Origin of the sequence: Streptomyces sp. NPDC059582, assembly GCF_042735715.1 — a bacterium.
Taxonomy (GTDB): Bacteria; Actinomycetota; Actinomycetes; order Streptomycetales; family Streptomycetaceae; genus Streptomyces.
Window position 1 is genome coordinate 302,221 of sequence record NZ_JBHWCC010000002.1, and the last position, 17,728, is coordinate 319,948.

14 protein-coding genes are annotated in these 17,728 nt (G+C 71.7%); 8 read left to right on the top strand and 6 right to left on the bottom strand.

Features of this window, described 5'->3' with window-relative positions; all coding sequences use genetic code 11:
- Window positions 1-9 precede the first annotated feature (9 nt).
- Complete coding sequence (locus tag ACFV0T_RS03455; RefSeq protein WP_385773922.1) at window positions 10-315, bottom strand: hypothetical protein; 306 nt, start codon at window positions 313-315, stop codon at window positions 10-12.
- A gap of 125 nt (window positions 316-440) precedes the next feature.
- On the opposite strand from ACFV0T_RS03455, the gene ACFV0T_RS03460 reads away from it, so the two are divergent.
- Complete coding sequence (locus ACFV0T_RS03460; protein ID WP_385773924.1) at window positions 441-1,265, top strand: rhomboid family intramembrane serine protease; 825 nt, start codon at window positions 441-443, stop codon at window positions 1,263-1,265.
- Between the two features lie 6 nt (window positions 1,266-1,271).
- On the opposite strand, the gene hemE is transcribed toward ACFV0T_RS03460, so the two are convergent.
- The gene (gene hemE / locus ACFV0T_RS03465; RefSeq protein WP_385773926.1) at window positions 1,272-2,339 is read right to left on the bottom strand and encodes a uroporphyrinogen decarboxylase; all 1,068 of its coding nucleotides are present in this window, start codon (window positions 2,337-2,339) and stop codon (window positions 1,272-1,274) included.
- 127 nt (window positions 2,340-2,466) lie between these two features.
- Between hemE and ACFV0T_RS03470 the strand changes: the two genes are divergently transcribed.
- The 6 genes from ACFV0T_RS03470 (at window position 2,467) to ACFV0T_RS03495 (ending at window position 10,813) form a co-directional block, all read left to right on the top strand.
- The gene (locus ACFV0T_RS03470; protein ID WP_385773928.1) at window positions 2,467-3,141 is read left to right on the top strand and encodes a DUF3000 domain-containing protein; all 675 of its coding nucleotides are present in this window, start codon (window positions 2,467-2,469) and stop codon (window positions 3,139-3,141) included.
- A 394-nt stretch (window positions 3,142-3,535) separates the two neighbouring features.
- Complete coding sequence (locus ACFV0T_RS03475; protein ID WP_189715754.1) at window positions 3,536-4,198, top strand: response regulator transcription factor; 663 nt, start codon at window positions 3,536-3,538, stop codon at window positions 4,196-4,198.
- Between the two features lie 172 nt (window positions 4,199-4,370).
- Window positions 4,371-5,660 (top strand): HRDC domain-containing protein, encoded by a 1,290-nt coding sequence (locus ACFV0T_RS03480; protein ID WP_385773930.1) that lies wholly within the window; start codon window positions 4,371-4,373, stop codon window positions 5,658-5,660.
- A gap of 436 nt (window positions 5,661-6,096) precedes the next feature.
- Window positions 6,097-7,314: a thiolase family protein gene (locus ACFV0T_RS03485; RefSeq protein ID WP_385773932.1), complete on the top strand. Its 1,218-nt coding sequence runs from the start codon at window positions 6,097-6,099 to the stop codon at window positions 7,312-7,314.
- On the top strand, window positions 7,311-9,449 hold the full coding sequence (locus tag ACFV0T_RS03490; RefSeq protein WP_385773934.1) for a 3-hydroxyacyl-CoA dehydrogenase NAD-binding domain-containing protein: 2,139 nt from the start codon (window positions 7,311-7,313) through the stop codon (window positions 9,447-9,449). Before ACFV0T_RS03485 ends, ACFV0T_RS03490 begins: the two co-directional genes overlap by 4 nt.
- 278 nt (window positions 9,450-9,727) lie before the next feature.
- Window positions 9,728-10,813 carry an LCP family protein gene (locus ACFV0T_RS03495; RefSeq protein ID WP_385773936.1) on the top strand — a complete coding sequence of 362 codons (1,086 nt, stop codon included), beginning with the start codon at window positions 9,728-9,730 and terminating at the stop codon, window positions 10,811-10,813.
- 239 nt (window positions 10,814-11,052) lie between these two features.
- Here ACFV0T_RS03495 and ACFV0T_RS03500 read toward each other — a convergent pair whose 3' ends face one another.
- Window positions 11,053-12,069 (bottom strand): hypothetical protein, encoded by a 1,017-nt coding sequence (locus tag ACFV0T_RS03500; RefSeq protein WP_385773938.1) that lies wholly within the window; start codon window positions 12,067-12,069, stop codon window positions 11,053-11,055.
- 68 nt (window positions 12,070-12,137) lie between these two features.
- Here ACFV0T_RS03500 and ACFV0T_RS03505 point away from each other — a divergent pair, with 68 nt between their 5' ends.
- Entirely contained in the window at window positions 12,138-12,512 is a 375-nt protein-coding gene (locus tag ACFV0T_RS03505; protein WP_385773940.1) for an NTP pyrophosphohydrolase, read from the top strand.
- A gap of 21 nt (window positions 12,513-12,533) precedes the next feature.
- Here the strand turns inward: ACFV0T_RS03505 and ACFV0T_RS03510 are convergent, their stop codons facing one another.
- The 3 genes from ACFV0T_RS03510 to dxs all read right to left on the bottom strand — a co-directional run bounded on the left by ACFV0T_RS03510 (window position 12,534) and on the right by dxs (window position 17,652).
- Complete coding sequence (locus ACFV0T_RS03510) at window positions 12,534-13,982, bottom strand: ArnT family glycosyltransferase (protein ID WP_385773942.1); 1,449 nt, start codon at window positions 13,980-13,982, stop codon at window positions 12,534-12,536.
- A gap of 72 nt (window positions 13,983-14,054) precedes the next feature.
- The gene (locus tag ACFV0T_RS03515; RefSeq protein ID WP_385773944.1) at window positions 14,055-15,566 is read right to left on the bottom strand and encodes an amino acid permease; all 1,512 of its coding nucleotides are present in this window, start codon (window positions 15,564-15,566) and stop codon (window positions 14,055-14,057) included.
- A gap of 157 nt (window positions 15,567-15,723) precedes the next feature.
- Complete coding sequence (dxs, locus tag ACFV0T_RS03520; RefSeq protein ID WP_385773946.1) at window positions 15,724-17,652, bottom strand: 1-deoxy-D-xylulose-5-phosphate synthase; 1,929 nt, start codon at window positions 17,650-17,652, stop codon at window positions 15,724-15,726.
- Window positions 17,653-17,728 lie beyond the last annotated feature (76 nt).

Here is a 17,728-nt window from a genome sequence, read left to right on the forward strand (position 1 = left end):
CCGCGGGCCTCAGGCCGTTCCGCTGATCCTGGGCAGGGAGGCCACGGACGCGGTCGTGGCCGCGGCCGTGCCGGCCGTCGGCTGCTCGCCCGCGGGCCTGGCGTGCGCGGCGGACGGCCGCATGGTCCTCAGTCGGTTGCTCACCGCCTCGTCGAGCGTCACCGGCCGCTGCATCTGGGCGGCCAGCCGCCCCGCCTCCTGGCCCAGCCGGGCGACGTCCTCCCACGGCAGCCGCACCACCAGTGAGAGCTCCGCCTCGCCGTCCGGCATGGCCTGCATCGCAGGCAGCGCCTGAGGAGTAACTCGGTCGTTCATCGCCTGATCCTCACGTCGTCCCCATGTCACGCCTTCCCCGCACCGCGGGCGGTCGACGTGACATACGCACGCCTGCGGGCCCGCGTTCACCGGTTCGACGGGCCCGTCGCGGGCAGTAGTCCCTTGTGGTCATCCCTGTTCATGACGTGAACCCCGTGCGCCGTACCCCCTGGGTGACGTACGCGCTGATCGCCGCGAACCTCCTCGTGTTCCTGTCCACACCCGGCATAGCCGGTTCGGTGGCGGGCGGCAGCGATCTGGCCCAGCTCTGCCATCTCCAGGCCTTCCTGGACCATTACGCGGCGGTGCCGCGGGAGTTGATCCACCATCAGCTGCCGCAGACCGTCCCGACGGGCGACATCGGGGTCGGCGCGCAGGGCCCGGGCTGTGTGGCCGGTGCGCCGGACTACGACAAGTCGCCGCCGCTGTCCGTGTTCACCGCGATGTTCCTGCACGGGAGTTGGCTGCACCTGCTGGGCAACATGCTGTTCCTGATGATCTTCGGGAACAACATCGAGGACCGCATGGGACACATCCGGTTCACGCTGTTCTACGTCGCCTGCGGCTACGCGGCCTCGTACGGCTTCGCGCTGCTCAACGACGACTCGACCGACCCGCTGATCGGCGCGTCCGGGGCGATCGCCGGTGTGCTGGGCGCCTATCTGGTGCTGTATCCGAAGGCGCGGGTGTGGGTGCTCGTCCCGTTCCTGGTCTTCCTGCCGCTGCGGCTGCCGGCCTGGCTGGTGCTGGGCTTCTGGTTCGTGCTGCAGGCGCTGTACTCGTCCGGCGAGGGCGTGTCCGAGGTGGGCACGGTGGCGTACGCGGCACACGTCGTCGGCTTCCTCGCCGGGATGCTGCTGGCCTGGCCGCTGCGGCCGGGAACACCACCGCCTCCGGAGCCGCGTGGCCTGCTGTTCGGCAGGCGGGCGCGGCCCCGGCACACGTGGTGAGGCCGCTCAGCGGGCGGTGCGGGTGTGGACGTACTCCACGAGGCGGGTCAGCGCGTCCGGGTCGGTGGACGGCATGACACCGTGACCGAGGTTGAAGACGTGACCCTCCAGGTGCGCGGCCGAGTCCAGGACCTCCCGCGTCTTGGCCTCGACGGCCTCGCGGGTGGCGAACAGGACGGTCGGGTCGAGGTTGCCCTGGAGCGCCTTGCCGGGCCCGACCCGGCGGGCGGCCTCGTCGAGCGGCACCCGCCAGTCGACGCCGACGACGTCCGCGCCCGCCTCGCCCATCAGGCCGAGCAGTTCCCCGGTGCCGACGCCGAAGTGGATGCGCGGGACGCCGTACTCCTCGACCGAGCGGAACACCTTCGCGGAGGCGGCCATCACCGAGCGCCGGTAGTCCACCGGGGCCAGCGCGCCGGCCCAGGAGTCGAACAGCTGGACCGCGCTCGCGCCCGCCTCGATCTGGACCCGCAGGAACGCGGACGTGATGTCCGCGAGCCGGTCGAGCAGGTCGGCCCACAGCTCGGGGTCGCCGTACATCATCGCCTTGGCGTTCTCGTACGTGCGCGACGGGCCGCCCTCGACGAGGTAGCTCGCGAGGGTGAAAGGCGCGCCCGCGAAACCGATGAGGGGGGTGGCGCCGAGCTCGGCGGTGAGCAGGCCGATCGCCTCGGTGACGTAGGGCACGTCCTCGGGGGTCAGGTCACGCAGTCGGGCCAGGTCGGCGCGGGTGCGGACGGGGTGCTCGACGACCGGTCCGACACCGGGCTTGATGTCGAGGTCGACGCCGATGGCCTTGAGCGGGACGACGATGTCGCTGAAGAAGATCGCCGCGTCCACGTCGTGCCTGCGCACCGGCTGGAGCGTGATCTCGGTGACCAGCTCGGGGCGCATGCAGGAGTCGAGCATCGCGACGCCCTCGCGCACCTTGCGGTACTCCGGCAGGGAGCGCCCGGCCTGCCGCATGAACCACACAGGCGTGTGCGGCACGGGCTCACGCCTGCACGCCTTCAGGAAGGGGCTGTCGTACGTTGCTGTCGGCTGCTTGCCCGTGGGGCTTCCGTTGGCACTCACAACGGCAAGTCTCGCACGGCGAGGGGGCGCCCCCAGGCCGGGGGCGCGGCGCCGTGCGCCGGGGTGCGGAGGGCCGTGGGGGTGTCTTGCCCTGCACGAAGCCTCGGTTCCCCTTAATCTTCCCCGCATGGCTGCGGCTCAGGGACGACTGTCGGACGGCGCTGGCGACATGGACGACGCGAAGGACACCGGGGAGGGCGCCCGGCATGCGAGCACGGCTCCGCCGCCCTTCCGGGCCGCGGTGGAGGCGCTGAGAACCGCGCGGCTGCGACCGCAGATCGAGGCGGAGCCGACGCCGGCCCCGCAGCGGCTGGCGCCGTTCGCCTACGCGCTGGAGGCCGCGGTCATCGACGGCGACCAGGACCTGGCCGACGGCCGGCTGGTGCTGCTGCACGACCCGGCCGGGCACGACGCCTGGCACGGCACGTTCCGGCTCGTGACGCTGGTGCGCGCGGAGCTGGAGGCGGAGATGGCGTCCGACCCGCTGCTGCCCGAGGTGTGCTGGTCGTGGCTGACCGGCGCGCTCCAGGCGCGGGGCCTGACGTACGGCGAGCCGAGCGGCACCGTCACACGCGCGAGCTCCCACTACTTCGGCGGGCTGTCCGCGCGCCCGGCGGCCTCGCAGATCGAGATCCGTGCCTCGTGGACGCCCCGGGAGGGCCTGGGCGGGGTGCCGGACGCGGCGGGACACCTGGCGTCCTGGTGCGATCTGCTGGCCCAGGTCGCGGGCCTGCCGCCGGCCGGTCCGGGCGACGCGTCGGTGGTGACGCTGCCGCAGCGGCGGGGGCCGCAGTCGCAGTGACGCCCGCCCGACGCTGCTGACCACCTCCAGCCCACCTCCAGCGCGTTTCCCGCCCGCTCCGGACCACGACTCCCCGCCCTCGATCCGCCCACGATCCGTTCTCGAACTCTTCTCGACGCTCCTCTCGATCCCCGCTCGGCTCGTTCGGCCGCCCGTCTTGGCGATCTCTTTGTCGATACGGCCACTTTCCGACACCCAATCGGCTCCGACCGAAACGATTCGATCTTCGGATGATCGATCGCATGTCCGAATTGCACAGATTGTTACTCACTAGATCGTGATCATTCTCTAAAGGCCACCGGGTTTGCTGCCGAAGACGACTGTGACCTTGAAAGCACGGTTCGTCCCGGCTTCTTCCCCACGAGCCGGTACCGTCCCCCACCCAGGAGGCCTGGTGTCCGTTCTCCTCGAGCAGCCCGCAAGCCTGGTCGCCTACCGCCCGAACAAGCCCACCGCCATGGTGGTCGTGGCCGACCCGCGCGTCCGCTCCACCGTCACCCGTCATCTGTGGGCGCTCGGTGTGCGTGATGTCATCGAAGCCTCGTCCATCGCGGAGGCTCGTCCCCGCATCGGCAACCCCCGCGACATCTGCGTCGCCGACGTCCACCTGCCCGACGGCTCCGGCCTCACCCTCCTGTCCGAAACCCGCGCGGCGGGCTGGCCCAACGGCCTCGCCCTGTCCGCCGCCGACGACATCGGCGCCGTGCGCAACGCCCTCGCGGGCGGTGTGAAGGGCTACGTCGTCACCGGCACCCGTACGAACGTCGGACTCCCCACCCGCCCCGGCGCCGCCCCCATCGGCTCCGCCGCCGCCCGCCTGCACCGCCGCCCCCCGGGTGCCCCGAGCCACCCGGGCGGCTACCGCGAACTGTCCGGCCGCGAGGTCGAGGTGCTGCGACTGGTCGCGGAGGGCCAGTCGAACAAGGCGATCGGCGTCTCCATGGGCCTGTCCGCGCTCACCGTCAAGAGCCACCTCGCCCGCATCGCCCGCAAGCTCGGCACGGGCGACCGCGCCGGGATGGTCGCGGTGGCGCTGCGGACCGGCATCATCCACTGACCGACCCCGCCGACCGACCTCGCCGACCGACCCCGCGGAGCGAAACCTTCGGCCGAATTCATCGACCGGATTCACTGACACGTGTGACACATGACTGGTTTACGCCCCTCAAGCGCCCGCCGACGGAACGTTCCGTCGGCGGGCGCTGTCCATACACGGATACCCTTGACATGTGACCGACGCCCAAGAAACCGCAGCAGCCACGTCACTGCGAACCACCGGAGGCGCCCCTCCGGACGACGGCGGATCTTCTGTTACCGGGGCGCCGGTCCCCTTGCTCGAGCCGCGCGAGGGCATTCCGCCGGTGATCACCGACGAGGCCGCCCTCGCCGAGGTGATCGCCGCCTTCGCCGCCGGGTCCGGACCCGTCGCCGTCGACGCCGAGCGCGCGTCCGGCTACCGCTACGGCCAGCGCGCCTATCTGGTGCAGCTGCGCCGCGAGGGCGCCGGCAGCGCACTGATCGACCCCGTGGCCTGTCCGGACCTCTCCGCCCTGGGCGAGGCGCTGTCCGGAGTGGAGTGGGTGCTGCACGCGGCCACCCAGGATCTGCCCTGCCTGCGCGAGATAGGCATGGTTCCCACTCTGCTGTTCGACACCGAGCTGGCCGGCCGGCTCGCCGGGTTCCCCCGGGTGGGCCTGGGCGCCATGGTCGAGAGCGTCCTCGGTTTCGTCCTGGAGAAGGGCCACTCCGCCGTCGACTGGTCGACCCGCCCGCTGCCCGAGCCCTGGCTGCGGTACGCGGCCCTGGACGTGGAGCTGCTGGTCGACCTGCGGGACGCGCTGGAGAAGGAGCTGGACCGGCAGGGCAAGCTTGAGTGGGCCCGGCAGGAGTTCGACGCGATCGCCTCGGCCCCGCCGCCGGAGCCCCGCAAGGACCCGTGGCGGCGCACCTCCGGAATGCACAAGGTACGGCGGCGGCGCCAGCTCGCGGTGGTGCGCGAGCTGTGGGAGACCCGCGACCGGATCGCACAGCGCCGGGATATCTCGCCGGGCAAGGTACTGGGCGACGCCGCCATCGTCGAGGCCGCGCTCTCCCTGCCGGCCAACGCGCACGCCCTCGCCGCGCTGAGCGGGTTCGGGCACCGCATGGGCCGCCGGCAGCTGGACCAGTGGCAGGCGGCCGTCGACCGCGCCAAGGAGATTCCCGACGCGCAGCTGCCGCAGCCGGGACAGCAGGTGACGGGACCGCCGCCGCCACGCGCGTGGGCGGACAAGGATCCGGCCGCGGCGGCCCGGCTGTCCGCCGCGCGGGCCGCGGTGTCGGCGCTGGCCGAACAGCTCGCCATGCCGCAGGAGAACCTGATCACGCCGGACACCGTGCGGCGCGTGTGCTGGGAGCCGCCCAAGGGCGTGGACGCCGAGTCCGTCGCCGGTGCTCTCGCCGGGTACGGGGCGCGGCCGTGGCAGGTGGAGCAGGTGACGCCGGTGCTGGTGGAGGCACTGTCCGTCGAGGGCGCCTAGGGCGGGTTTCGTAAGTGGCGTCACCCGCCCGGAGGGCGGGGCCCGCGGCGTCCGGTGCGATGCGTCGCGAGGCGGAGGGTCGTCCGCGTACTGGGCGTACGCGGACGGATAACACGGCGAGGCGCGGTGCCTGGCGTCGCGGGCCGGACGGGACCTTCGAAACACGCCCTGGCCGCCGCGCGGGGCCTTTTCGTCGTACCACGACGGCTGGTTCTCGAGGGCCGGTCGCGCGGTGCGGGGCCCCCACGCGGGGCGGGGACGTCGAGATCGCGCCAAGATCCGGTGCGGGCGTGCGGAGACCTCGGATGTGACCTTCGCCGCTCCCGCCTCCGGGGCTGGGCAGCGTGGTTACTCGTAAGTAGCATGGTGAGGTGAGCGCGCGCTCAGCCGCGTGTGCCGCGCAGCAGTGCCATCCCGCATCTGGAGGAGAGCCATCGTGCCTCGTACCGTCAGGGACGTCGTCTTCGTCGACGGCGTCCGCACCCCGTTCGGCAAGGCGGGCCCGAAGGGCATCTACCACGAGACCCGCGCCGACGACCTCGTCGTGAAGGCGATCCGGGAGCTGCTGCGCCGCAACCCGGGCCTCGACCCGAAGAAGATCGACGAGGTCGCCATCGCCGCGACCACGCAGATCGGCGACCAGGGTCTGACGCTGGGCCGCACGGCCGGCATCCTCGCCGGGCTGCCCCAGTCGGTCCCCGGCTACTCGATCGACCGCATGTGCGCGGGCGCGCTGACCGCCGTGACGACCACGGCCGGCTCCATCGCCTTCGGCGCGTACGACGCCGTCATCGCCGGCGGTGTCGAGCACATGGGCCGCCACCCCATGGGCGAGGGCGTGGACCCGAACCCGCGGTTCGTCAGCGACAAGCTGGTCGACGAGTCCGCCCTGTTCATGGGCATGACCGCCGAGAACCTGCACGACCGCTACCCCACCATCACCAAGCAGCGCGCCGACGAGTACGCCGTGCGCTCGCAGGAGAAGGCCGCCAAGGCGTACGCCGACGGCAAGATCCAGCAGGACCTGGTGCCGATCTCGGTGCGCAACACCAACGCGGAGGTCGGTGAGACGGGCTGGGGCCTGGTCACCGCCGACGAGCCGATGCGTCCGGGCACGACGCTGGAGAACCTGGCGAGCCTCAAGACCCCGTTCCGCGTGCACGGCCGCGTCACGGCCGGCAACGCGGCCGGTCTGAACGACGGCGCCACCGCCTCGATCCTCGCGTCCGAGGACTTCGCCCGCGAGCACAACCTGCCGGTGAAGATGCGCCTGGTCTCCTACGCCTTCGCCGGCGTCGAGCCGGAGGTCATGGGCTACGGTCCGATCCCCGCCACGGAGAAGGCCCTCGCCCAGGCGGGCCTGTCGATCGAGGACATCAACCTCTTCGAGATCAACGAGGCCTTCGCCGTCCAGGTCCTCGCCTTCCTGGAGCACTACGGCATCGCCGACGACGACGCGCGCGTCAACCAGTACGGCGGCGCCATCGCGTACGGCCACCCGCTGGCCTCTTCGGGCGTGCGTCTGATGACGCAGCTGGCCCGCCAGTTCGAGGAACAGCCGAACGTCCGCTACGGCCTGACGACCATGTGCGTCGGCTTCGGCATGGGCGCGACGGTCATCTGGGAGAACCCGCACTTCGAGGGGGACAAGTGAGCACCACCGCTGAGCTTTTGAAGGGTGCGGCCGAGCTGTTCCCCGACGAGGTCGTGACGTCCGCGCACGTACGCCACCTCGACCTGCCGTACGGCGCCGGGCGCTTCGCGCTCGTCACGCTGGACAACGGCTTCGACCACACCAAGCCGACCACCTTCGGCCCGGCGTCGCTGGCCAACCTCAGCGCCGCCATCGACCAGGTCGAGAAGGAGGCCGCGGCCGGCGAGATCGTCGGTGTCGGCATCACCGGCAAGCCGTTCATCTTCGCGGTCGGCGCGGACCTCAAGGGCGTCGAGCTCCTGAAGAACCACGACGACGCGCTCGCCATCGGCAAGGGCGGTCACGAGGTCTTCAAGCGCCTGGCGGCCCTCGCGGTCCCGACCTTCGCGTACTACAACGGCGCGGCGATGGGCGGCGGCGTCGAGGTCGGCCTGCACTGCGCGTACCGCACGGTCTCCAAGTCGCTGCCGGCGTTCTCGCTGCCCGAGGTCTTCCTCGGTCTGGTCCCCGGCTGGGGCGGCTGCACGATCCTGCCGAACCTGATCGGCGCGGACAAGGCCGTCTCGGTGGTCATCGAGAACTCGCTCAACCAGAACAAGCAGCTCAAGGGCCAGCAGGTCTTCGACCTGGGCATCGCCGACGCCCTGTTCGAGGGTGCGGACTTCCTGGAGCAGTCGCTGATCTGGACCGCCCAGGTGCTGAAGGGCGACATCGAGGTCGAGCGCCCGGTGATCGACCGCGGCGAGGCCTGGGACCAGGCGGTCGCGCGCGGCCGCTCCATCGCCGACGGCAAGGTGCACGGCGCGGCTCCGGCCGCCTACCGCGCTCTGGACATCATCGCCGCCGCCAAGAACGGCGACCTCCAGCAGGGCTACGACGCCGAGGACAAGGCGCTCGCCGACCTGATCATGGGTGGCGAACTGCGCGCCGGCATCTACGCGTTCAACCTGGTGCAGAAGCGCGGCAAGCGTCCGGCGGGTGCGCCGGACAAGTCGCTCGCTCGCCCGGTCACCAAGGTGGGCGTCGTGGGCGCGGGCCTGATGGCCTCGCAGCTGGCGCTGCTGTTCCTGCGCCGCCTCGAGGTGCCGGTCGTGCTGACCGACATCGACCAGGAGCGCGTCGACAAGGGCGTGGGCTACGTCCACGCCGAGATCGACAAGCTGCTCGGCAAGGGCCGGGTCAACCAGGACAAGGCCAACCGCCTCAAGGCGCTGGTGTCCGGTGTGCTGGACAAGGCCGAGGGCTTCGCGGACGCGGACTTCATCATCGAGGCCGTGTTCGAGGAGATCGGGGTCAAGCAGCAGGTGTTCGCGGAGGTCGAGGCGGTCGCGCCGGCGCACGCGATCCTCGCCACCAACACCTCCTCCCTGTCCGTGACGGAGATGGCGTCGAAGCTGAAGAACCCCGAGCGGGTCGTCGGCTTCCACTTCTTCAACCCGGTCGCGATCCTGCCGCTGCTGGAGATCGTCCGCGGCGAGCAGACCGACGACGCCTCGCTGGCCACGGCCTTCGCCGTCGCCAAGAAGCTGAAGAAGACCGCGGTTCTGGTGAAGGACGCCCCGGCGTTCGTCGTGAACCGCATCCTCACCCGCTTCATGGGCGAGATCCAGAACGTCATCGACGAGGGCACCCCGGTCGAGGTCGCGGAGAAGGCGGTCGAGCCGCTGGGCCTGCCGATGTCGCCGCTGGTGCTGCTCGAACTGGTCGGCCCGGCCATCGGCCTGCATGTGTCGGAGACCCTCAACCGGGCGTTCCCGGACCGCTTCACGGTCTCCGCGAACCTCGCCGCCGTCGTCAAGGCGGGCAAGCGCGGCTTCTACGTCTACTCCGCCGAGAACGGTTTCAAGCCGGAGCTGGACCCCGAGGTCGCCGCTCTCCTCAAGCAGGGCGATGTCGTCCTGACCGAGGAGCAGGTGCGCGAGCGGGTGCTGGACGCGGTGGCGCAGGAGATCGGGCTCATGCTCGACGAGGGTGTCGTCGCCGAGGCCCAGGACGTCGACCTCTGCCTGATCACCGGCGCCGGCTGGCCCTTCCACCTGGGCGGCATCACGCCGTACCTGGACCGTGAGGGTGTCTCCGAGCGCGCGAACGGCAAGAAGTTCCTGGCGCCGGGCGTGGCGTCGGTTCCGGCGTAACAGCCCGTACGGGACACGCGAAGAGGGCCTCCGCTTCCGGCGGAGGCCCTCTCTCGTGCTCTCGGCACCTCGTGCTCTCGGCACCTCGTGCTCTCGGCACCTCGTGCTCTCGGGACCTCGTCCGGCGGCGGGAGGCCGGGCGAAGTACACGTAGGCGCCGGGGTGATTTGGATCACTGGCGTACAACGCCGGACGCCTGTCGCCGGTCTGTCCGATCACCCGAGCACTCCCGGTACGGGTGGCGAGAAGAAGACCAGGAAAACGAGGACACCGATCCGATGACCACCCCAGCCGTCGAGAGCCCGAGCGATAAGTCCCGCTCCGCCGAGGGCGGCACCCCACGCCGTCGGCGCCGCACGGGCCGATGGATCCTGCTCTCGCTGGCCGTCCTCGCCCTCGCCGCCGTCGGCACCGGCTACTGGCTCTACAACGACCTGGACGGCAACATCAAGGGCGTCGACCTCTCCCAGGCCATCGGCGACGACCGGCCGGAGAAGCTGCCCACCTCCGGCCAGAACATCCTGGTCCTGGGCTCCGACTCGCGCGCCGGCGCCAACGCCGCCCTGAAGACGGGCAAGGTCTCCGGGGCGCGCTCCGACACCGCGCTGGTGATGCACATACCCGAGGGCCGCACCGAGGCCGTCGCGATCAGCATCCCGCGCGACACCCTGGTGACCCGTCCCGCGTGCACCGACTCGCACGGTTCCACGGTCCCGTCGGCGAAGCGCGTGATGTTCAACTCCATCTACTCGCAGGTCGGTTCGGCCTGCGTGGTGAAGACCGTGGAGCAGATGTCCGGGATCCGGATGGACCACTACGTGGAGATCGACTTCGCCGGCTTCAAGGGGCTGGTGGACGCGATCGGCGGGGTGCCCGTCACCGTCGACCGGGACATCCACGACTCCTCCAGCGGCCTCGACCTGACCGCCGGGACGCACCGGCTGGACGGCACCCGGTCCCTGGAGTTCGTCCGCACCCGGCACGGCATCGGCGACGGCAGCGACCTCGGCCGCATCGGCCTCCAGCAGCAGTTCATGCTCGCCCTGCTCTCCGAGATCAAGAAGCAGGACCTGCTGGGCAGCCCCACCAAGGCGTACAAGGTCGCCGACGAGCTCACCGCGGCGCTCACCACCGACTCCGACCTCGCCTCGCTGGCCAAGCTGGCGGAGTTCGGCCGCAGCCTGAACGGCGTCGACCCGTCCACCATGGACACGATCATGCTTCCGGTGTCGTACGACACGATCGACCCGAACCGGGTCGTGGCCGCCGAGCCGCAGGCCTCGACGCTGTGGAAGGCGCTGCGCACCGACTCCGAGATCCCCGAGTCGGCGAGGAAGTCCCCGGCCACCGGCGGGACTTCCTGACCCACCGGCCGCGGGCCGCGTCCGTCCCAGGGACCTGCGGCGGACGGCGGCCCGCCGGTCGTCCCCACCGCCGTCGTCCCCACCGCCGTCGGCGCCCGCGCCTCGGCCTCGGCCTGACCTCGGTGAACCGCGCGGTCGATCGGATCGAGGCCCGGACCACCGGGCGGTGCCGGACCGGACGCCAGTCCTCCGGCGCCCGCCGTCGCAGACCTGACGCCGTGCCCCCGGCGTCCGTCGCGTCAGACCGAGCGCCAGGCCTCCAGTGCCAGCCCTGGTTCGTCCTTGCGCCGGGTGACGAGCAGGTCGCCGGTCGACGGGGAGAGGGCCGCGGCGGCCACCCGGCCGTCCTCGTCCACCGCGAGGGACACCACGGCGTCCGCGGGCAGTTGGGGACCCGACTCGGTCCACCAGGCGCCGGCCGTCTCCTGCTGGGTGGGGTAGGCGGCGAAGGCGACCCGGCCGGAGGCCGAGCGCTGCGCGAGCACCGTGCAGTCGTGCCCGTCGAGTTCGCAGCGCACGGCGGCGACGGGGCCCGAACCGGCGGCTGCCAGTACGGCGACGGGCTTGCCGCCGGGGCGCCAGGCGCACACGTCACCGGAGTCGTCGGTGTAGAAGAGGGTGGTGCTCTCCGGCGAGGTGGCCAGGGCGCGCAGCGTGCCCGGCCGGACCGTGGCCTCCATCGCCTCCTCCAGGACGGGCTGGGCGGCCGGCTCCTCCTGCCGCCAGTGCAGCAGGGCGCCCGGGACGGCCGCGTACAGCTCGACGCGGCCGGACTCGCCCGTCACCGCCTCGAGCTCCCCCTCGACGTCACATCCCTTGAGGTCGCGCCACGGGTCCCAGCCGCCCTTCTCCTTCTGGGCGCGCATGCTCACCCCGGTGGCCTTGTTGCGGACGAAGACGTGCGCGCGCCCCTGGGCGTCGACGGCGACCGCGGGGGCACCCGTGCGGTCGCCCTTCTTGTCGGGGTGCCCGATCGAGGTCCAGTCCAGGGCCGCCAGCCGGGGCTGGAAGTGGGCGGAGTGCACCAGGCCCGACTCGCCGGGCGCGGTGGGCCGCCAGGAGACCAGGTGGGCATAGCGGTCGGCGCCCTGGCCGATCGCCAGGACGGGATGCAGTTTCTGGTCACCCCCGACCTTGCGCGGGGGCGCCCAGGAGCCGCCGGGGCCGTGCTCCGCACGGCACAGGGCGGCGTCGCCCGAGGACAGATAGACACCGAGTCGGCCGTCGCGGCCACGTATGAACCAGTCTCCGTTCACCGGATCACTCTAATTCCCCGTCGGCCTCCTCACTCCATGCGGGGCGGTCACCGTGCGACCCTGGCCCCATGGACGACACCGCCGGGAGCCTCCTTCTGATCGTCGACGCCGCGAACGTCGTCGGGTCGGTGCCCGACGGCTGGTGGCGCGACCGGCGCGGCGCCGCTGAACGACTGCGCGACCGGCTGGCGGCGGACGGCCTGCCGGGCCACGACGGCCCCGTGCGGATCGTCCTCGTGGTCGAGGGCGCGGCCCGCGGGGTGGAGTCCGTGCCGGGCGTGACGGTGGAGTCCGCGCCCGGCAGCGGCGACGACCACATCGTCACCCTCGTCGCCCGCACGCCGGACCGCCCCCGCCTGGTCGTCACGGCCGACCGTGAACTCCGCCGCCGGGTGACGGACCTGGGCGCGGAGGTCACGGGTCCGCGGACGGTACGGGCTTGACGGCGGGCGGGGGCGGGCGGTTCACTCCCCCGCCACCCGGCCGTACAGCACCGCCCCGTCCACCGTTCCCACCTCCTCGTATCCCGCCGCCAGCAGGCGTCGCAGGCTGGGGAGCCGGTCCGGGGCGTACGGCTTGCCGCGGGAGTCGTCGACGATCAGGGACGGGGGACGGCGGGCCAGTTCCGCGCGGAAGACCGTCCAGGTGCCGGGGACGGCGTACTTCTCGCCGACCTGGGGGCCGTCACGGCCGCCGCTGTAGTTGGTGAGGAGGCCCGCGGTGAGGTAGCGGCTCGCGGGGGCGCGGTCGGCCAGCCAGTACGTCTCCGGGTGCATGCCCCAGAACAGGACGCGGTCGGCGGGGTCGGTGCGGTGCGCGACGGCGGCGGCGACGCGCTGCGCGTGCGCGAGTTCGGGGCGCGGGGCGAGCAGGCCCCAGGTCAGGAACAGGGCGCAGCAGCAGGACGAGACGAACAGGGCGGTCGCACGGCGCTCGCGCGGGAGGATCTGGAGCGCGGCCGTGGCCAGCAGGGCGACCGGCGGGATGAGTTGCAGGTAGTAGTGGCCGAAGAAGTGGAAACCGAGCAGTACCGCCGCGGCCGAGGAGGCCAGCCACAGCCAGAGGTCCGCCGCGCCGGTACGGGCGGTGCGCAGGACCCGTACGACGGGCGGGAGCAGGCCCGCGCAGGCCACCGCGAGGATCGCCGTGTTGGTCAGCCCCCGGGCCAGGACGTGCAGTTCGGAGCCGGTGAAGGAGGCGTACGCTGCGGACCCGGTGACGGTCCAGAAGAGGAACCCCGCCGGGTCGGTGGCCAGGGCGGCGCAGAGCACCGGGGCCGCCACCCCGGCCGCCAGCCGCAGCAGGGCCGGCCGGGCGGGACCGCACAGCCACAGCACCGGCAGCAGCACCGCACCGCCGGTCTGTTTGGTGAGGCAGGCACAGGCCACGGCGATCCCGGCCGTGGTCCAGCGGCGCCGGTCCGCGCACCACATCGCGGCGGCCGAGCAGGGCAGCGTGAACACCTCGAACCCGGCGGCCTGCGCGTCCTCGGGGTTGAGCCCGACCGAGACCAGCAGATACAGGACGCCGGCGGTGCGCCCCGCGCCGTCGCCCCAGCGGCGCCGGGCCAGCGAGGCGAGCAGTACGGCGGTGAGCAGTTGGGCCAGCACCGCGAGCACGCGTACGGAGGTGAGGGAGTCCGAGCCGCACAGGGCGAACGCCGCCTCGTAGAGCCATGGCACCAGCGGCGGCTTGCGGTCCACGACCGTTTCGTACAACCGGCCGCCGTGCGCCAGCAGCCGGGCCTGGACGGCGAGGTAGCCCTCGTCGGGGTTCCACAGCGGGTGCGCGAAGGACGGCAGGCGGGTGGCGCAGGCCAGCAGCGCCAGCAGGGGCAGCAGCCGCCGCCAGTACGACGCCCTCGCTCCGACTGCGGCTACGGAGCGTGGCGTGACGAGCGGGGCGGCAGACATGAGGAGCACGCTATCCGGCCCCGTATGTCCCACTGAAAAGTGACATACGGGGCCGGGAGATCGGATGTGCGACTACTCGCCGTGCTGGACGGTCCGATCGGCCGTCATCCCCTCCTGCCGTCCGAGCCGGCTGTGGGAACGTCCGTACAGGAAGTAGACGACGCAGCCGAGCGCCATCCAGATCACGAAGCGGAGCCAGGTCTCGGTGGGGAGGTTCAGCATCAGCCAGAGCGTGGCGAGGACCGAGACGATCGGGAGGAACGGCACCCAGGGGGTGCGGAAGGAGCGGGGCAGGTCGGGGCGGGTGCGGCGGAGGATGATCACCCCGAGTGCGACCACCACGAAGGCGAACAGCGTGCCGATGTTCACCAGTTCGGCGAGCTCGCTGAGACTGGTGAAGCCCGCGAGGATGGCGATGATCCCGCCGAGCAGGATGGTCGGCCGGTGCGGGGTCCTGAAGCGGGGGTGGACCCGGGAGAAGAAGCGGGGCAGCAGCCCGTCACGGCTCATCGCGAAGAACACCCGGGTCTGGCCGAGCAGCAGGATCATGCAGACCGTGATCAGGCCGACGGCGGCGCCCAGGCTGATCACACCCGCGAACCAGGGGTGCCCGGTGGCCTTGAAGGCGTCGGCGAGCGGGGCGTCCACGGACAGCTTGCTGTAGTGCTGCATGCCGGTCACGACGATCGACACGGCGACGTAGAGGGTGGTGCAGACGATCAGGGAGCCGAGGATGCCGCGCGGCATGTCCCGCTGCGGGTTCTTGGTCTCCTCGGCGGCGGTGGCGACCACGTCGAAGCCGATGAAGGCGAAGAAGACGACGGAGGCGGCGGTGAAGATGCCCAGCACACCGAAGTTGGACGGGGCCCAGCCGGCGATCAGGTGGAGCAGCGGGGCCTCGAGGCCGGCGCCCGCCGGGACCGGCTGCGGCTCGGGGACGAACGGGCTGTAGTTGGCGGCCTTGACGAAGAAGGCACCCGCGACGATCACGATGAGGACGACGGCCACCTTGATGGCGACGACGACCTCGGTGACCCGCGCGGAGAGCTTCATGCCGAGCACGAGGATCCCGGTCAGCACCAGGACGAGCGCCGCGGCGAGGATGTCGAACCCGAAGCCGTCGGCGCCCTCCCGGCTGCCGAGCGCGGCGGGCAGGTGCCAGCCCGCGTTGTCCATCAGCGAGCGGATGTAGCCGGACCAGCCGACGGCGACCACCGCGGTGCCGAGCGCGAACTCCAGCACCAGGTCCCAGCCGATGATCCAGGCCGGCAGTTCACCGAGGGAGGCGTACGAGAAGGTGTACGCGGATCCCGCCACCGGGAGGGTGGAGGCGAACTCCGCGTAGCACAGGGCGGCCAGGGCGCAGACGACGCCGGCCACGACGAAGGACAGGGCGACCGCGGGGCCCGCGGTCTCCTTGGCGACCTTGCCGGTCAGTACGAAGATGCCGGTGCCGATGATGACGCCGACGCCGAAGACGGTCAGGTCCAGCGCGGAGAGGGATTTCTTGAGCGCGTGCTCTGGCTCCTCGGTATCGAGGATGGACTGCTCGACCTTCTTCGTCCGGAAGAGGGTGCTGCTCACGGGTGTACCTCCCACGCTGGTCGTCCTCGACATGATCGAGAGGGGGCGACATGCGTATGCCCCGGCGTGGGTCTTTTCACGCGAATGGGCCGGTTCCACCACCCTTCACAGGGGAGAAACCGGCCCATGCGGGCGAGTCCGCGTACCTGGTCAGCCGTCAGTCACGGGCGGGCTCGACCGAGTCGACCTCGGCGGTGGGCCGGTCGAACCGTCCGTCCAGCTTCGAGACCAGGCCGGTGACCTGGCGGGCGATGTCGGGGGCGGTGAGCCCGATCTCCGCCATGACCTCGGCGCGGGAGGCGTGGTCGAGGAAGCGTGGCGGGATGCCGAAGTCGCGCAGCGGGACATCGACGCCCGCGTCCCGCAGCGCCTGCGCGACCGCCGAGCCGACGCCGCCGACCCGGGAGTTGTCCTCCACGGTGACGACCACCCGGTGCCGCTCGGCGAGCGGGGCCATGGCCTCGTCGACGGGCTTGACCCAGCGCGGGTCCACGACGGTGGTGGTGATGCCCTGCTTGTCGAGCAGACCGGCGATCTCCAGGCACATCGGGGCCAGGGCACCGACGGAGACGAGGAGCACGTCGGGGGTGTCCGTGCCCGGCTCGCGCAGCACGTCCATGCCGCCCACCCGGCCGACGGCGGGTACGGCGGGGCCGACGGCGCCCTTCGAGAAGCGGACCACGGTCGGCGCGTCCTCGACGGCGACGGCCTCGCGCAGTTGGGCGCGGACCTGGTCGGCGTCGCGCGGTGCGGCCAGCCGCAGGCCGGGGACGACCTGGAGGATCGACATGTCCCACATGCCGTTGTGGGAGGCGCCGTCGGTGCCGGTGATGCCGGCCCGGTCCAGGACGAAGGTGACACCGCACTTGTGCAGGGCCACGTCCATCAGCACCTGGTCGAAGGCGCGGTTGAGGAAGGTGGCGTACACCGCGAAGACCGGGTGGACGCCGCCGGTGGCGAGGCCGGCGGCCGAGACGGCGGCGTGCTGCTCGGCGATGCCGACGTCGTAGACCCGCTCGGGGAAGGCCTTGGCGAACCGGTCGAGGCCGACCGGCTGGAGCATGGCCGCCGTGATGGCGACGATGTCCTCGCGCTCCTTGCCGAGCGCGACCATCTCCTCGCCGAAGACGGAGGTCCAGTCGGCGCCGGAGGAGGCGATCGGCAGGCCCGTGTCGGGGTGGATCTTGCCGACCGCGTGGAAGCGGTCGGCCTCGTCCTGGAGGGCGGGCTGGTAGCCGCGGCCCTTCTCGGTGAGACAGTGGACGATCACCGGGCCGCCGAACCGCTTGGCGCGGGCGAGCGCGGACTCCAGGGCCTCGATGTCGTGGCCGTCGATGGGGCCGACGTACTTCAGGCCCAGGTCCTCGAACATGCCCTGCGGGGTGATGAAGTCCTTCAGGCCCTTCTTGGCGCCGTGCAGGGTCTCGTACAGCGGCCTGCCGAGGACGGGGGTGCGCTCCAGCACCTCCTTGGTCCGGGCGAGGAAGCGCTCGTAGCCGTCGGTCGTGCGCAGGGTGGCGAGGTGGTTGGCCAGGCCGCCGATGGTGGGGGCGTACGAACGCTCGTTGTCGTTGACGACGATGACCAGCGGGCGGTCCTTGGCGTCGGCGATGTTGTTCAGCGCCTCCCAGGCCATGCCGCCGGTCAGCGCGCCGTCACCGATGACCGCGACGACGTGACTGTCCCGGTTGCGCTGCTGGTTGGCCTTCGCGAGGCCGTCGGCCCAGCCGAGGACCGTGGACGCGTGGCTGTTCTCGATGACGTCGTGCTCGGACTCGGCCTGCGAGGGGTAGCCGGAGAGGCCGCCCTTCATCTTCAGCTTCGAGAAGTCCTGGCGGCCGGTGAGCAGCTTGTGCACGTAGGACTGGTGGCCCGTGTCCCACAGGACCTTGTCCTTCGGCGACTCGAAGACCCGGTGCAGGGCGATGGTGAGCTCGACCACACCGAGGTTGGGGCCGAGGTGGCCGCCGGTCTTGGACACGGCGTCGACGAGGAAGGTCCGGATCTCCTCTGCCAGCTGGGCCAGCTCCTCCGGGCTGAGCCGGTCCAGATCGCGCGGTCCCCTGATGTGGGTCAGCAGCGGCACCCGTGCCTCCTTGCAGTAGAGCTGATCGAGCTGTTGCCGGGCTTGTCGAGTCTAATGTTCCGCCTTTGCGGCCGAC

Excerpts from the sequence above, each read along its gene's own strand:
- ACFV0T_RS03455 (WP_385773922.1), bottom strand. The coding sequence starts at position 315 with ATGAACGACCGAGTTACTCCTCAGGCGCTGCCTGCGATGCAGGCCATG.
- ACFV0T_RS03470 (WP_385773928.1), top strand. The coding sequence starts at position 2,467 with ATGGCTGCGGCTCAGGGACGACTGTCGGACGGCGCTGGCGACATGGAC.
- ACFV0T_RS03495 (WP_385773936.1), top strand. The coding sequence starts at position 9,728 with ATGACCACCCCAGCCGTCGAGAGCCCGAGCGATAAGTCCCGCTCCGCC.
- ACFV0T_RS03505 (WP_385773940.1), top strand. The coding sequence starts at position 12,138 with ATGGACGACACCGCCGGGAGCCTCCTTCTGATCGTCGACGCCGCGAAC.
- ACFV0T_RS03510 (WP_385773942.1), bottom strand. The coding sequence starts at position 13,982 with ATGTCTGCCGCCCCGCTCGTCACGCCACGCTCCGTAGCCGCAGTCGGA.